Origin of the sequence: Pseudomonas sp. NFPP28 (genome assembly GCF_900115535.1) — a bacterium.
GTDB classification, from domain to species: Bacteria; Pseudomonadota; Gammaproteobacteria; order Pseudomonadales; family Pseudomonadaceae; genus Aquipseudomonas; species Aquipseudomonas extremorientalis.
Genome location: NZ_FOWT01000002.1, coordinates 207246 through 221737 on the forward strand (window position 1 = coordinate 207246; position 14492 = coordinate 221737).

At 63.3% G+C, this 14492-nt stretch carries 17 protein-coding genes; 4 read left to right on the forward strand and 13 right to left on the reverse strand.

Features of this window, described 5'->3' with window-relative positions; genetic code table 11:
* Window positions 1–4: 4 nt before the first annotated feature.
* A complete protein-coding gene (locus BM110_RS29545; RefSeq protein ID WP_175486688.1) occupies window positions 5–181 on the reverse strand; it encodes a hypothetical protein in 177 nt (58 codons plus the stop codon).
* Window positions 182–294: 113 nt separating this feature from the next.
* Here BM110_RS29545 and BM110_RS06360 point away from each other — a divergent pair, with 113 nt between their 5' ends.
* Window positions 295–816 carry a DUF3087 family protein gene (locus BM110_RS06360; protein ID WP_093512786.1) on the forward strand — a complete coding sequence of 174 codons (522 nt, stop codon included), beginning with the start codon at window positions 295–297 and terminating at the stop codon, window positions 814–816.
* Here the strand turns inward: BM110_RS06360 and BM110_RS06365 are convergent.
* Genes BM110_RS06365 through BM110_RS06375 form a run of 3 tightly spaced genes read right to left on the reverse strand, consistent with a single transcriptional unit; the run spans window position 813 to window position 3838 of the window.
* Window positions 813–1280, reverse strand: a complete 468-nt coding sequence (locus tag BM110_RS06365) for an MEKHLA domain-containing protein (RefSeq protein ID WP_256572974.1) — start codon at window positions 1278–1280, stop codon at window positions 813–815. The two genes, BM110_RS06360 and BM110_RS06365, sit on opposite strands and share 4 nt — an antisense overlap.
* Before the next feature lie 16 nt (window positions 1281–1296).
* Window positions 1297–2427 (reverse strand): MFS transporter, encoded by a 1131-nt coding sequence (locus tag BM110_RS06370; RefSeq protein ID WP_093512789.1) that lies wholly within the window; start codon window positions 2425–2427, stop codon window positions 1297–1299.
* A gap of 46 nt (window positions 2428–2473) precedes the next feature.
* The gene (locus tag BM110_RS06375) at window positions 2474–3838 is read right to left on the reverse strand and encodes an MFS transporter (RefSeq protein WP_092245025.1); all 1365 of its coding nucleotides are present in this window, start codon (window positions 3836–3838) and stop codon (window positions 2474–2476) included.
* Window positions 3839–4017: 179 nt separating this feature from the next.
* Between BM110_RS06375 and BM110_RS06380 the strand changes: the two genes are divergently transcribed.
* Window positions 4018–4743, forward strand: a complete 726-nt coding sequence (locus tag BM110_RS06380; RefSeq protein WP_092245022.1) for a carbonic anhydrase — start codon at window positions 4018–4020, stop codon at window positions 4741–4743.
* Here the strand turns inward: BM110_RS06380 and BM110_RS06385 are convergent, their stop codons facing one another.
* The 7 genes from BM110_RS06385 to BM110_RS06415 are packed head-to-tail and all read right to left on the reverse strand — an operon-like array spanning window position 4744 to window position 8569.
* Entirely contained in the window at window positions 4744–5196 is a 453-nt protein-coding gene (locus BM110_RS06385) for an alpha/beta fold hydrolase (RefSeq protein ID WP_093512792.1), read from the reverse strand.
* Window positions 5189–5938: an HvfC/BufC N-terminal domain-containing protein gene (locus BM110_RS06390; protein WP_093123878.1), complete on the reverse strand. Its 750-nt coding sequence runs from the start codon at window positions 5936–5938 to the stop codon at window positions 5189–5191. The genes BM110_RS06385 and BM110_RS06390 overlap by 8 nt, the downstream gene beginning before the upstream one ends.
* Window positions 5935–6759: an MNIO family bufferin maturase gene (locus tag BM110_RS06395; RefSeq protein WP_071491920.1), complete on the reverse strand. Its 825-nt coding sequence runs from the start codon at window positions 6757–6759 to the stop codon at window positions 5935–5937. The genes BM110_RS06390 and BM110_RS06395 overlap by 4 nt, the downstream gene beginning before the upstream one ends.
* A 54-nt stretch (window positions 6760–6813) precedes the next feature.
* Entirely contained in the window at window positions 6814–7086 is a 273-nt protein-coding gene (locus BM110_RS06400; RefSeq protein ID WP_093512794.1) for a BufA2 family periplasmic bufferin-type metallophore, read from the reverse strand.
* A gap of 26 nt (window positions 7087–7112) precedes the next feature.
* Window positions 7113–7874, reverse strand: coding sequence for an alpha/beta fold hydrolase (locus BM110_RS06405; RefSeq protein ID WP_093512796.1), 762 nt, complete (start codon window positions 7872–7874; stop codon window positions 7113–7115).
* 18 nt (window positions 7875–7892) lie between these two features.
* The gene (locus BM110_RS06410) at window positions 7893–8300 is read right to left on the reverse strand and encodes a DoxX family protein (protein ID WP_093123889.1); all 408 of its coding nucleotides are present in this window, start codon (window positions 8298–8300) and stop codon (window positions 7893–7895) included.
* Window positions 8297–8569, reverse strand: coding sequence for a BufA1 family periplasmic bufferin-type metallophore (locus BM110_RS06415; protein WP_049712652.1), 273 nt, complete (start codon window positions 8567–8569; stop codon window positions 8297–8299). The genes BM110_RS06410 and BM110_RS06415 overlap by 4 nt, the downstream gene beginning before the upstream one ends.
* 571 nt (window positions 8570–9140) lie before the next feature.
* On the opposite strand from BM110_RS06415, the gene BM110_RS06425 reads away from it, so the two are divergent.
* Together BM110_RS06425 and BM110_RS06430 are read left to right on the forward strand one after the other, a co-directional pair.
* The gene (locus tag BM110_RS06425; RefSeq protein WP_093513167.1) at window positions 9141–11957 is read left to right on the forward strand and encodes an ATP-binding protein; all 2817 of its coding nucleotides are present in this window, start codon (window positions 9141–9143) and stop codon (window positions 11955–11957) included.
* A 213-nt stretch (window positions 11958–12170) separates the two neighbouring features.
* Window positions 12171–12593 (forward strand): hypothetical protein, encoded by a 423-nt coding sequence (locus BM110_RS06430; protein WP_092245004.1) that lies wholly within the window; start codon window positions 12171–12173, stop codon window positions 12591–12593.
* Between the two features lie 32 nt (window positions 12594–12625).
* Here the strand turns inward: BM110_RS06430 and BM110_RS06435 are convergent, their stop codons facing one another.
* Entirely contained in the window at window positions 12626–13672 is a 1047-nt protein-coding gene (locus tag BM110_RS06435) for an EscU/YscU/HrcU family type III secretion system export apparatus switch protein (protein ID WP_093512798.1), read from the reverse strand.
* Between the two features lie 3 nt (window positions 13673–13675).
* Window positions 13676–14488: a type III secretion system export apparatus subunit SctT gene (gene sctT, locus BM110_RS06440; protein WP_071491925.1), complete on the reverse strand. Its 813-nt coding sequence runs from the start codon at window positions 14486–14488 to the stop codon at window positions 13676–13678.
* Window positions 14489–14492 lie beyond the last annotated feature (4 nt).

A 14492-nucleotide genomic window follows, 5' to 3' on the forward strand; every position in this document is an offset into this window, starting at 1 on the left:
TCATTTAAAGTGGGCGAGCCTTGTCATGGAGGCGTTCAAGGTCATCCTCGACGCGCTCCACGTCGTCTTCCTGGCGCTCCGCCGGGTCGTTGGGGCGCAACGCATCGTTGTCGCGCTCTTCCTCTCCGGGTGTGCGGTCAGGGTTCGGGGTACCGGGCGGTGGTTGCTTGTATTCGGGCATGATGGCTCACCTCAAAGGGTCTACATCAATTTAGAGAAACCGCCGTGCAGCATCGTTCAACTTGTTTGCCCAAGCGTGAGATGATGCCGGCCCCTTCTGGAGAAATGCCCCGGATGTTCGAGCTCAAACCCTGCGACCCTGTCACCTTCCGTCAACAGACCCGGCGCAGCACGCTGATCGTGGCCGTGTTGTTCGTCGCCCTGGCGATGCTGCTGTCGAGCCTGGCGGTGATGCTGTTTGGTGAGCCCGGCGGTGACAATTTCCGCTTCAATGTCGGCGGTGTGTTCGCCGGGGTGCTGATCACCATGGCCCTGATCCGTGGCCCGTTCTGGACCCAGGGGTGGCTCGCGCCGGCGGTGTATGGCTGGCAGCTCAAGCGCAGCCTGATGAGCGTGACCAATGTGATGCACAAGGTCATCGAGCGGGTGCAGGCCAATGACCCGGCGGCGATCAAGGTGCTGCGCTTCTACCACTTGGGCTTGACGCAGATGCATGAGCTGGAGGCCAACTCCAGCGCCCAGGTGCAGTTGGTGGCTGAGGTCGAGGCGCACAAGGCCAGGATGCAGGCGCTGGGGATCGACACCGAACAAACCCGTCTCGACCCCGCCTGGCTGGCAGCCTTGAAAACCGCTTAAGCCAACTCGCCGATGCGCTGCTCGTCGGGCCAGAACAGCGCCGCCTGGCCACACGGCTGGGCGGCGTCATCGAGCAAGGTCCATACCACCCCGGCATGAATCATGAACGGCTGGTTGTGCGCATCCACCCGCCAACCGCTGTAGCCCTCGGCGATGCCGTTGGCGGTGACTTGCTCCAGCAGCAGCTGGCGCGCATCGCGGTCGAGGGCCGAAGCGCTGAAGCGTGAGGGCATGCCGATAAAGCTCTCGCGCGGGTATTTGAAGCACTGCAGGGCGCATTCATTCACATACGTAAATCGCGGATCTGCGCCGCCGTCATGGGCCAGCAGGCTGTAAGGTGCGTCGCGGTGCAGCCAGGCCAGGCGCTGTTGTGCGTCCAGGTGTGCCGGGGCCGGCAGTCCCTGGCCGGTCCAGTGTCGATAGGCCTTGTCCAGCACGTCTACGAAGCTTTCTTGAGAGGACACGTACAACCTCACATCATCAGTTGGGATTTTTTGCCCGCCAGCAGAACACCGCGCTGACGGCGATGGCTGCACCGGCCAGGCCAAACACCCACGGCGCCGAGGCGATCGGCAGCAGCAGGCCGGCGAGCAAGGGGCCGAGGCCGGCGCCGATATCGCGCCACACGGCATTCGAGGCCAGGGCCGACACCCGCATCGACCCGGGATTGCGCTCCGCCACCAGGGTAGTCACCAGCGGCAGTTGCAGTGCGCGCAACACCAGTACCGCCGCCGCGCCGACAATCACCCAGTAACTGCCGAACGCCGTCAGGGCCAGGGCACTCAGGAACGAAAACAGCAACAGCATCGAGGTGGCGCCAAACCGCTGGGCCGCTCGACCGCCCAAAGGGCTCAGGAGCATTTCCGAGACATAACGCAACGCCATCAGGCCGCCGGCGATCAGCACCGCATCCCCGCCCAGCAGCTTCTGCGCCTGGATCGACAGGCCGAAGATAAACAGCCCGTCCAGCGCCACGCCCTCGATAAACGACCACACTGCCACACTGTCCGGCCATTTGAAGCGTCGGCCCGGGGTGCTGTGCAAATCATGCCCGACCGTAGGCAAACCGCGCGCCATCCACAAGCCCACCAGGCAACACCCGGCCAGAATCAGAAAGATCGGACGCGGCCCGGCCCACAGCGTCAGCCAGCCGCCCAGGGGCAGCGCCAGCATCGGCCCCAGGGCGATCAACGCCCGTGAGCGCCCGGCGCGGCGTGCGGCGCCGGCAGGTTCCGACGTGGCCAGCACTTGGGTCGACAGGTTCAACGCTGCAAAGCACAAGCCCCACACCAGGCGCAGGCAGAGCAATGCGGCAAACCCGGACAACATTGAGTTGCCCACCGCACACAACGCTGCGGCGCCGGCGGCGATCATGCAGGTCAGGCGGTCGCCGTTGCGTGCGTAGAAATTGAGCACATGCCGGTAGCCGAAAATCCGCACCAGGCGGTTGGCGGCCAGCAACACCCCGGCCTGGGCCAGGGTGATGCCGAACGCCTGGGATTCCATGGGCAGCAACAGGTAGAGCAACACGTCACTGGGCAGGCATAACGCCAGGGTCAAAGCGGCGCGGCGGGAGCGGGTATCAGCGGTGCGGAGGGCCAGGCTGGACATAAATCTGAAACATCCCGAAATATTCAGGTCGCCACGGTAGCGTTAATCAGCCCTTTTTCCCATAGGGCAACAAACGCAGACCACTGGCCACGGCGCCCAACAGTGCAAACCCGCAGCCCAGCCACAGCGCATAATGCGGGCCGCTGCCCACGGACAGGTGGAAACACAACGCTACCAGCGATGCGCCCAGCGTCTGGCCCAACAGGCGTGAAATCGCCACGATGCCGCTCGCCCCGCCACTGCGCGCCAGCGGTGCGCTGGTCATCAACGCCTTGAGGTTGGGTGACTGGAAAAAACCGAACCCGGCCCCGCACAGCGCCATGCGCCAGCCGATATCAAATGCCGAGGCGCCACTGCCCAGGGTGGCCAACGCAGCCATCCCCACGCTGAGCATCAACAAGCCGATGCCGCACAGCACGCCCAGGGACACACGGTCCGCCAGACGCCCCGCAACCAGCGCCATCACCGCCACCACCGCCGGCCATGGCGTCATCAGGAAACCGGTTTCCACCTGGCTATGGCCGAGCACCGCCTGCAACAAAAACGGCAGCGACACAAAGGCCAGGCCCTGGGCGCTGAAGGCACACACGGCCGTCAAGGAAGACAAGGCAAACACCGGGCGCTTGAACAGGTCGAGCGCCAGCATCGGTGCCGGGTGCCCGGCCTGGTGCCGCAACAGCAGCACGCCGCAGACCAGTGCCACCGCAATCACACCCAGCGTCAGCGCACCCTGGGCACCGTGCACCGCCGTGCCCAGGCCCAGCACCAGCAGGGCGAACAGCCCGGCGCACAGTACGGCGGCAAGACGGTCGAAGGCATGCCCGGTCATTGGCAGGGTCGGCAACGAGCGCACGCCCAACCCCAAGGCCAGTAACCCCAGCGGCACGTTGATCAGATACAACCAATGCCAGGTCGCCACCGACAGAATCGCCGACGCAGCCGTCGGCCCAAGGGTAAAGGCCAACCCCACCACCAACGAGTTATAGCCCAGCCCGCGCCCGAGCATTTTTGACGGGTAGATATGCCGCAGCAACGCCGTGTTCACGCTCATGATCGCCGCCGCCCCAAGCCCCTGCGCCACTCGCGCGGCAGTCAGGGTGAGCAGCGAGCCGGCCAACCCGCAAAATAGCGACGACACAATAAACAGCAACAACCCGCCGAGGTACACCCGGCGATGCCCCAGCACATCGCTGAGCGAAGCAAACGGCAGCACCGTGGCGATGATCGCCAACTGGTAGGCATTGACCACCCAGATCACCGAAGCGGAATCGGTGCCGATCCCCTCGGCCAGGGTCGGCAACGCCGTGTTGACGATGGCCGTGTCCAGGGTCGCCATGCCGATCCCCAGGGAGATCGCGATCACGGCCGGCAGGCGTTTATCGAGGGGCAACCCATCGGCAACAGAAGACATGAACAATCCGCGCAGGTGACTAAGGCGGTTAGATTAATGGCAGCCGCGAATTTATTCAGTGGCCGATTGGCTAACTGTCCGTATTTTCATGTTCGCGCCTATTGAAAGAGACCTCCTACATTGTCCCGCTGCAATTTTTGCGAGGGTGACGTTCCTCTGCCCTTACGAGAAACTCACTGATGGACAACGATCGTGAAACCGCGCATTGCGATGCACGCCGGCATTTTCTGCGCCTGGCGGCCACCAGCGCCGGGGCTGTGCTTCTGGCAGGTCAGTTGCCAATCGCCTCGGCTCACACGGCCGACACGTCAACCAGCATTATCGACCCGCAGCAGGCGTTGGCGCGGTTGATGGAGGGTAACAGCCGCTACGCCGCCGACGTGACAAAGCGCCGCGACCTGATGGTGGAGCGCGAGGCCTTGGTGAGCGGCCAGCATCCGTTCGCGGCAGTACTCGCTTGCGCCGATTCGAGGATTGCCCCCGAATACATCTTCGATACCGGCCTGGGGGAACTGTTTTGCGTACGGGTAGCCGGCAACTTCGTGACGGAAAACGGCCTCGCCAGCCTCGAATACGCCGTCGTGATGCTGGGGACGCCATTGATCCTGGTGTTGGGGCATGACAGCTGCGGCGCCATTTCGGCCGGGGTCAAGGCCGTCAAGGATAACGTGACCTTCCCCGGTAAAATCCAGAGTCTGGCGGATGCGATCAAGCCTTCCGTGAACAAAATCCTGAAAGCGCCCGGCAACCTGCTCGACAACGCCATTGCGCAAAATGTCCGGGACACCGTGGCACGGCTCAAGGGCGAATCGACCGTGCTGGCCGATGCCCTTGCCCAAGGAAAACTCAGCATTGTCGGCGGCACTTACCGACTGCGCAGTGGCAAAGTGGAGTTCCTGGCGTGATCAGGTTCGCCAGTGTCCAGTCTTCGTCATCACCCCTACCGCCTCGGCAAAACCCGCCTGGGGCACTGTGTTGAGCGTGACCAGCCCCACGCAGCGTGTCGGTTTCAGGGTAGCCGTGTGCGTCGCCACGCGTGCGCCCTGTTCCACACCGGCCAGCACCGCCTCGGGGATATGCAGCGCGTTCATCAGTTCCAGCACATCCTGGCCGAGCGTCACGTCATCGGCCTCGCGCAGGTACGGCACGATCACCCTGAAACCCTGCGCCGCCAGCGGCCCGCTGACCGCCGCAAACACGTGCACATCCGCCGCCAGCAAGATGATCGCATGGCCGTCCTCCGGCCCGAACTGCTCATAACGCACCTCCCCCTCATCCGTGCTCACCTGTTGCAGCGCAAACGCCGGGGCGGCGATCACCACCGTCGCCAGCAGTAAAAATCCACGACGGTCAAACATCACTCACCCCCACGATCAATTCACTGCCCAGCCAAGCGGCCAGGTATTCACCTGCCTGCATCACGCCCGCGCCCTCCCCCAGGCGTTGCACCAGGCACTCACACAGCCCGGCGAAACTGCCGTCAGCCTGTACCTGCTGCACCGCCTGAAGTTCCAGCGCATCGACCTGACGCAGCCGCGAGGTGAATTGCCGCCGCCACACCAGCAAACCGCCCGCCTGTTCCAGCATCACCGCTTCCGGCGCGGACGTTTCCTGCCACAGCGCCGACCAGATAGCCTCGGCATTGGTGGTCAAGCCGTGGCAACGCAACGACGGTGTGAGCTGCAATACCGCCGTGTCCCAGTCCAGCTCGGCCAGCGCTTCCAGGGCCAGCGGTTGCGCGTCAGCGGCGACAAAGGCCTCATTCAGGGCCGACTCGATCCAGGCCAGCTCATGCACATCCGGATTCAGTGGAAACACATCCTTCAAGGTGGCGTGGAACCCCTCGGGGTACGCATCCAGGGTCCAGGCATGGGGCGGATGGTTGTCGATATGGGTAATGCTCGCGGCCAGAAACGCTTGCTCTCCAAGCCAACGGCGCAGGTTGGGGAACGCCTGTTCGAGGCAGCCCACCAACTGGGCGCGGTAATTGTTCTGGTACACCGCCAAACCGACGTGATTGCTGCCCAGCAACTGCGCGGATTCATCGGACGCGTTCACCAGCCAGCGGCGAAAAGCCTGCTGAAATTGCGCCAGGTTCATAGCGCCGCCCCCAATGTCCGGGCCATCGACAGTTCCTGAAGCAGCTCGGCGAGCGGCGGGATCTCATCATCACGCTCGATCATGGTCGCCACCGGCCCCAGCCGTTGCATGGCCCGTGCGTACAGTTCCCAGACGCCGGTGCACACCGGGCTGTCATGGCTGTCGATCAAGATGTCACGGCCCTGGCTGTGGCCGGCCAGGTGCACCTGGCGTACTCGCTCGGCGGGGATGCCGTCGAGAAACGCCAGGGCGTCGAAACCGTGATTGCTCGCACTGACAAACACATTGTTGACGTCCAGCAGCAGTTCACAGCCGGTGCGCCGGGCCATGGCCGTGATGAACTCCCACTCGGTCATGCAGGCACCCTCGAACGCCAGGTAACTCGATGGGTTCTCGAACAGCATCGTACGGCCCAGCACGTCCTGGGCCTGGTGGATATTGGCGCAGACCCGGTCCAGCGCTTCGTCGGTGTAGGGCACCGGCAACAAGTCATGGGCATTGAAACCGCCACTGCGCGACCAGCTCAGGTGGTCGGAGACAAACAGCGGTTCAATTTCATCCACCAGCGACTTGAGGCGCCGCAGGTAATCGGTGTCCAGCCCTTCGGCGGTGCCGATGGACATGGACACGCCATGCAGTGCCACCGGGTAGCGCTCGCGCACCTGGCGCAGGATGTGCCGGGGCTGGCCGCCCGCGACCATGAAGTTTTCGGAGATCACTTCGACAAAATCCACGGGCACCGAAGTCTCCAGGAAGTCGCAGTAATGCTCCTTGCGCAGCCCCAGGCCGTAGCCTGAAAAGTGAGGGTTGGATGTCGACATGACGGATCTCCGCAACGAATAAGTGGCGAGCCCACACAGGGCCCGCCGGGTGGATTACTTCGGTTCGGTCAAGGTGCCACCGGCCTTGAGGCACTCGGACGGGGTCTTGACGATCACGCCTGCGCCCTTGCAGCTGTTGAGACCCTTGCAGTCGTTCTTGGCGGTGGCACACAGGCTGGTGCCTTTACAGGTGTTGACGCCGTAGCAGCGCCCGGGTTTTTCCTGTTGGTCGGCGGCGCTGGCGGCGCTGGCGAATGAGGCCGAGGCCATGGCGATAAGGGCGGCAGCGGCAGCGAGGCTCAGGCGGGATTTGAGTGCAGTGTTCATGGGTGTTTCTCCAGGGTTGGGGTGAATTACTTGATAACGGACGCAGCGTCTTCGATGACCTTCGCCACAGCCTCGGGCTGGGAGATGTACACCGAGTGGCTGGCCTTGATTTCGGTGACCTTGGAACCGGCACGCTTGTACATCCAGCGCTGCAGGTCGGGGCTCAGGGCACGGTCTTCGGTGGAGACCACCGCGTAGGTCGGCTTTTTGTGCCAGGCCGCGGCCCACACGGTGCCGCCGAACAGGGCAGTGGTCGCGGGCACCTGGGAGGCGGCCATGAAGTCGGTGCGGTTGGTGGTCAGGTCGGCGGCAAAGTCGGCGTTGAACCTGGCACGGTCGAAGAACAGGTGACCGTCGCGGCTCTGCTTGATGTCATCGCCGGGCGCCGGCATGGAGCCGATCAACTGGGCCATGTTCTCGCCCACTTCCGGTTGCAGCGCCGACACGTAGACCAGCGACTTGACCTTGTCGCGGTCGCCGGCAATCGAGATCACCCCGCCACCGGAACTGTGACCCACCAGCACCACCGGGCCGACTTGCTGCTCCAGCACTTCGCGCGCCTCGGCCACGTCGGCGGCCAAATTCTCGTGGCCCTGGTGCACCACCGTGACCTTGTAGCCTTTGTGAATCAGGATGTCGTGCACCACACGCCAGCCGGAGCCGTCGACAAACGAACCGGGCACGATCACCACGCTTTTACCGGTGCCGGGCTGTGGGGCATCCGCGGCCTGGGCCAGCATCGGAACGGTCAAGGCCATGGCAATGGCCAGGGAAGAAAGCATACGCATGGGAAATCTCCATCAAAGTTAAGAACGTTTGCCCAGCATCAGGCGGTCCAGCGACCAGGCCCCACCGCCATAAGCCAGCAGCGGCAACAACAGCCCCGCCCAGGTCAGGTGCACCGGCCAGGCATCGGGGTACACAAACACCTCGATCACCAGGGTCATGCCCAGTAGCGCGGCGGCGGCCGGACGGGTCAGCAGGCCCAGCACCAGCAACAGCGGGAACAGGTGCTCGGCGTAGGTCGCCAGGTGCGCCGCCCACTCCGGCGGAATCAGCGGCAAGGCGTACTCCGAGCGGAACAGCGTGTAGGTCGACGGCTTGAGTTCAATCCAACCGGTGACCTTGGTGCGTCCCGACAGAAAGAACACCGCCGCGATCGCCACCCGGGCCACCAGCAACAGCAGGGCTTCGGGCAGCAGGCGCTGGATCACGGTTGCTCCGTGAGGCTGCCGAAGCCTTTAGGGGTCTTGATCTGGGTGCAGGTGCCTTTGTCCACCAGCACCCAGGCATTGCCCTGGTAGTCGGTGGTGGCGGTGCCGGCACACGAGGTGCCTTTGCCGGCGGCGCAATCGTTGGCACCGGCAAGGGACACGCCAAAGCATTTTTCCTGGGGCTTGGGCTCGTCGGCGTGGGCCACGGCCGCGAAGGCGCTGAGGGACAGCGCAAGGGTTGCAGCGAGGGCTGCGTAAGGACGCTTCATAAGAGTCTCCTGGCTTGACTGAGGGTGGCCAGGGCGCTTGGGGTCGGTGACCGCCTGCGCCAGCTGGTGAGCAGAGTTAAAGCCAGGCGTGTATCCGCTCTGTGTCGCGAACGCGACAGAACGTCATGCAGGTGTATCAGGATGGTGCAGGGATACAGTTCGATACACAGTCAATAAAACAGTGCCAAAACCCCGGCGCTTTATTCGGCATCCCGAACGACACAATTAGAAATATTCGCCTTTCCGAACGAAGGCCCTCCCGTGTCGTCGACGACCGCAAAAATCACCATAAATTTCATGCGGTTGTTGTCATGTTTGTTACATGCCAACTGGCATACATTCTGCTTTATCAGTATTTCTAGTAATAAAATGTTTCAGCTCTGAGACAGTCTCATCCCCTGAAACAGGCTCCGTGACGTCACCATAAAAACGACCACGCCCCAAAGGAGGGCAGCCTTTAACACGGTTGATCGACATCATTTTTCCAAGACTGCTGCTGCACATCTGTACCCCAAAAAGGGCGAATGGCCTGATCGCCAATAACAAGCCTGACTATAAAAAGGACGATTTGATGAGCTCGAGCAAGAACCACGCAGTGTCCTTCCTGGACGCAGACCATCCCGCGCCGGCCGCCCCTGACAGCACCCTGGGCTTTGGCCCCTATCTATTACTGGCCAAGCAGCATGTGTTGTTGCGCAACGGCGTGCCGGTCACCCTGGGCAGTCGCGCGCTATACCTGTTGATTGCCCTGGTGACCCGTGCGGGAGAATTGCTGGAGAAGGCCGAACTGATCGCCTTCGCCTGGCCCAAGGTGGTGGTGGAGGAATGCAACCTGCGCGCACAGATCGTCGCGCTGCGCCGCGCGCTGGGTGACGATGGCAACTGCAGTTATATCGTCACCGTGCCGGGCCGCGGCTATCGCTTTGTCGCCCCCGTCACCGTACAGGCGGCCAGTGAAGAGCACCTGCCCGCGCCCTATGTGCGTGTGGATGAGCCCAACCTGCCGACGCCGACGGCTGAGGTGATCGGCCGCGACGCCTTGATCGCCAGCCTGGCCGACCAGGTCATGAGCCAGCGCTTCGTCACCCTCACCGGCCCCGGCGGAATCGGCAAGACCACTGTGGCCATGGCGGTGGCGCAGCGTCTGGCCGGTGAACTCAATCTGGGCACGTGCTTCGTCGACCTGGCCCCCGCCACTGGCGGGCAATGGGTGGCCGGCATGCTCGCCAGTGCATTGGGTATCCAGACCGTCAGCGCAGACCCGCTGCACTGTGTGGTCGCCAGCCTGGCCAACCGCCGCTTGCTGCTGGTGCTCGACAATTGCGAACACGTACTGCCGGCCACCGCCGACGTGGTCGAAATCCTGCTGCGCAGCGCCCCGCAATGCTGTGTGCTTACCACCAGCCGCGAACCGCTGCGTGCACACGGCGAACGGGTGCATGACCTGGCGCCGCTGGAGGTGCCCGACGCACACGCCCACCTCAGCGCCCAGCAAGCCCTGGCATGGTCCGGCGTGCGTCTGTTTGTGGAACGCGTACGCGCCCTCGACCCGGGTTTTGTGTTCACCGACGCCGACGTCGCGGCCGTCAGTGCGATCTGCCGCAAACTCGACAGCAACGCGCTGGCGATCGAAATCGCCGCCGCCCGCGTGCGCACCTTTGGCATCCAGGACCTGGTGGGCCTGCTCGACGGCAGCTTCCGCCTGCAAATGACTGGCCGGCGTACCGCCCTCGCCCGGCACCGTTCCCTGAGCGCGACCCTGGACTGGACCTACGCCATGCTCAGCGACGACGAACAGGCCATGCTGCGCCAGCTCGCGGTGTTCACTGGTTCCTTCACCCTGGAGGCCGTCAAGACGATGACCGCCAGCAGCCGCCTGGCCCCGCGCAACGCCCTGCCCTTGCTCGAAAGCCTGATGGACAAGTCGCTGCTGATCGCCAGCGAATCCACCGTGCCCAAGCACTACCGCCTGCTGGAAACCACCCGCGCCTACGCCCTGGAAAAACTCGACGAACAGGGCGAAACCCGTACCACTTGCCAGCGTCATGCGCGCTATGCGCTCGGCGTGCTGCAGGAAGCCGGGCGAACCCTGGATGGCTTGTCGCCGGGCACCTGGCTGGCCCTCTACGCTGCGCAGATCAATACCATCCGGGCAGCCCTCGACTGGGCCTACTCGCCCACCGGCGACCTGTCCCTGGGCATCGAATTGACCCTGGGCGGCGTGCCGTTGTGGCTGCGGGTGTCCTTGATCAGCGAGTGCCGCAGTTGGGTCGACAAAGGCCTGGCCAGCGACGCCCTCATCCCGCTGCCCTTGCGCCAGCGCATGTTGTTGCACACCGCCCTGGCCAGCGTGCTGATGCTCACCTACGGCACCGGCGGCCCGATGCGCGACGCCTGGCGCCAGGTATGCGAAGACGCCCGCGACCTCGGCGATGCCGAGCACAAGTTGCGTGCCCTGTGGGGCCTGTGGACCGACCGCTGCGGCTGCAACCAGTACACTGAAGCCCTGGAACTGGCCGAGCGCTACATCGCGCTGAACAACAGCGGCAGCCAACAATTGCTCGGCAAGCGCATGCGTGCCGTGGCGCTGTTCCATATGGGTGACCTGATGGGGGCACGGCAGAACATCGATGAAGCCCTGGGCTCGCCGTCGGCACCGCGTTCGCACATCATCGACCTGCAATTCGACCAACGCATCGCCGCCCGCTGCCTCAAGGCCAAGGTGCAACTGCTTGAAGGCGATGTCGACCCGGCGCTGCGCCTGATCGGCAGTTGCGTCGACGAAGCCATCTCCCTCGAACACCCTGCGACCCTCTGGTACACCCTGTGCCTGGGTGCCATACCCCTGGCACTGCTGGCATCCAACCTGCCGAAAGTGCGCTATTACCTGGGCCTGCTGCAAGACAGCACCACCGGCCAGGACCTGCATATCTGGCGGCAATTTCGCCTGTGTTTCGAAAACATCCTGCTGATCCGCGAAGGCGCCCCGGAAACCGGCGTGCCGCAACTGGGCGAAGCCTTGCATCACCTGCAAGGCCAGGGCGACAGCCAGCTCTACAGCCTGCTGCGCTGTGAGTACGCCCTGGGCCTGGCGCGCCTGGGCCTGGAAAAACTCGCCCTGGAAGTGCTCGAAGACACCCTGCAATTGGCCCTCGGCCGCCATGAACGTTGGTTCGTGCCGCAAATACTGCGGATCAAGGCGCAACTGATCCTGCGCCAGGCGCACTACGGCTCGGTGGACAAGGCCACCGTGCTGCTGCGCCAGGCCTGGGTGGACGCGCAGTTGGCGGGCGCGCATTTTTGGCGGGCGCAGATCGCGACCGACCTGGCGCGGTTGCAGGAACCCAAGTTGCGCATCGCCTCGTTGCCGCGGCTCCAGCACCGGTAGTGATTGAACATGGGATGAATCGCACAAGCTTTTACAGCGGTGAAATGACCCTGTCAGGCAGACCAGGATAAGTACTCGCTCAAACCGTCGGAGTGGACCAACGACAACCACGATGTCGGAATTGATTGAACCCAGCAGTAAGAAATGGAACTGATGGAGGCGCTCTGGACACTCATGATCGGCTTCCGTCCCGGCTAATGAAGGACCCTACCTATGTTTCCATTTCTTGCTGCAATCATTCCCGCCTTGATTGGCGCTGGCAAAGCAATCGCTGTCGGTGCCGTCACCGGTGTGGCCACTGCCGGCGCCACCTACGGCACAGGTAAAGCGATTAAAGCCATAGCAGGTGACAAGACGGCTAAACCAGCACCCGACAAGGAACCAGCCGCCGCGCCCCCCAAAAAACCGCCGGTATCGCTTGAGCCGTCCTGGAAAGCCTTGAAAAACGAGGTCCCCGAACATCTGCGCCCCCCGGAAAAACCTGCCGTGAAAGAGGCGACCTCTGTCGATTCACCTGGCCCCTCAGTCGATACCGCCCTCGAAAAGGCGCCAACAGTCGTAGGCGCAGCCAATCCGGTTGCGCCTGTCTTACCCGTTGTGGCGGCGGCCCCAACCTCTGGAGCCATGCGCGTCTGATCTGAAGTAAAGGCGATGACACCGTCTTTACTTCAGATCAGACGGGCTGCCACCAACCAGTCCGCTACTGCCTGGAATGCGGCATCAGGTACCGGGTCGCCAGCCACCGCCTTTTTTGCGATGTCCGCTGCCAGGGTTTTGTCCGGCGCATGGGGAATGCCCAGGTCATACGCCTCCTGCAGCATCAACAACGCATCCTCCGGCGAAGCCCGGCACACGATCACCGGCACCGGCGTTTCCCCGCGCACATAACGCACGCCAACCACCCAACCGTCGGTGGTGCCGATCATCAAGGACGCACGGCCCAAACCCAACTTGGTCGCCAGTGCCTGCATCTCGTTGCGCTGGCGGCGGCGTTCGCTTTTGATCAGCGGGTCGCCGTCGATGTCCTTGCGTTCGCGCTTGGTCTCGCTGCGGGTCATCTTCATGTCGCGGCCGAACAGCCAGCGTTGCATCATCACGTCCACCCCGCCCACCAGGATGAATGCGCACAGCACGGTAAACACCAGCGGCTTGAGCACCAGGAAGAATGTCGACTGCATGCACTCGGCACCGCAGCGCGACGACTCCATCAGCGCCTGCAATGCATGCTTGCCCACCACGTAGAACGCGATTGCCAGCACCTGCACCTTGATCAGGCCCTTGATGAACTCCACCAGGTTGCGCAGCGCAAAGATCTTCTTCATGCCCTCCGCCGGGTTGATGCGTTTGAACTCGGGTTTGATCGGGTCCGTGGAGAACACAAACCCGCGCATGGTGATGATATTGGTCAGGATCACCACGCCGGTGGTCACCGCCATCACCGGCAACGTGATGCCGATCACCAGTTGCTCGGCATGGTCGAGCACCCGTGGCCACACCGTGGCGAACGGTTCGACGTAGATCAGCGCGGTGAGGTCGATCAGCGCCGTGACCTGGGCCTTGGCCCGTGGCGCCAGAATGGAAATGCACAGCGTGCAAAACAGGATGACCATGCCCGACACCAGGTCCTGGCTCTTGGCAACCTGGCCCTTTTTGCGTGCGTCCTGGAGTTTCTTGTCCGTGGCTGGCTGGGATTTTTCTTCGCTGGTATCGGCCATGGGCTACTCCATGCCGGCCAGGGTCTTGAGCAGTTCGACCGTGCCGCGAAACTCCGCCAGTTGGTCGAGCATCAGCGGGATCAGGAAGCCGATGTAGACCACCATCAGGATCGTGAAAAACAGGTTTTTCACCGGCAGCGACAGGTCGAAGATATGCAGGTTCGGCGCCATGCGCGACAGGTAGGCGAGCATCAGGTCGGTCACCAGCAGTGCGATCAGCAACGGCGAGACCATCAGCACGCCGACGCGCATGATCTGGTCAAGGATCGACAACACCGCCAGCAGCGCCGAGCTGGCGAACACCGGCGTGAACGCGGTGACCGGCCAGAGCTGGTAGCTGTGGTAATAGCCGTCGACCATCAGGATGAACCCGCCGGACATGAAGAACAGCGTGATCAGCATCACCGTGAGCAGGGTCGCCATCACGCTGGATTCCCCGGACGACAGCGGGTCCACCAGTTGCGCCATGGTCGAGCCGCGTTGCAGGTCGATCAACTCCCCCGCCACCTCGGCGGCCCAGAATGGAATGCCGAACAGCAGGCCGATCAAAATACCGATCAGGAATTCCTTGATCAGCAACCCGGCGATAAACAGGCTGCCGTGCTCCGGCATCGATGTCAGCGCGTCGAACACCGGGAAGAACATCGGGATGGAAATCGCCACGGCCACACAGCCGCGAATCATGCCGGTGAGGCCCAGGCGGTTGAACGCCGGGGTGATCACCACCACGCCCATGGCACGGCAAGCGGCAAGCGACGCGGAGCTGATCACCGGGTAGGCGACTTCGAGGAACTGCGCGGTCAGGCTGGCATCCATGGGC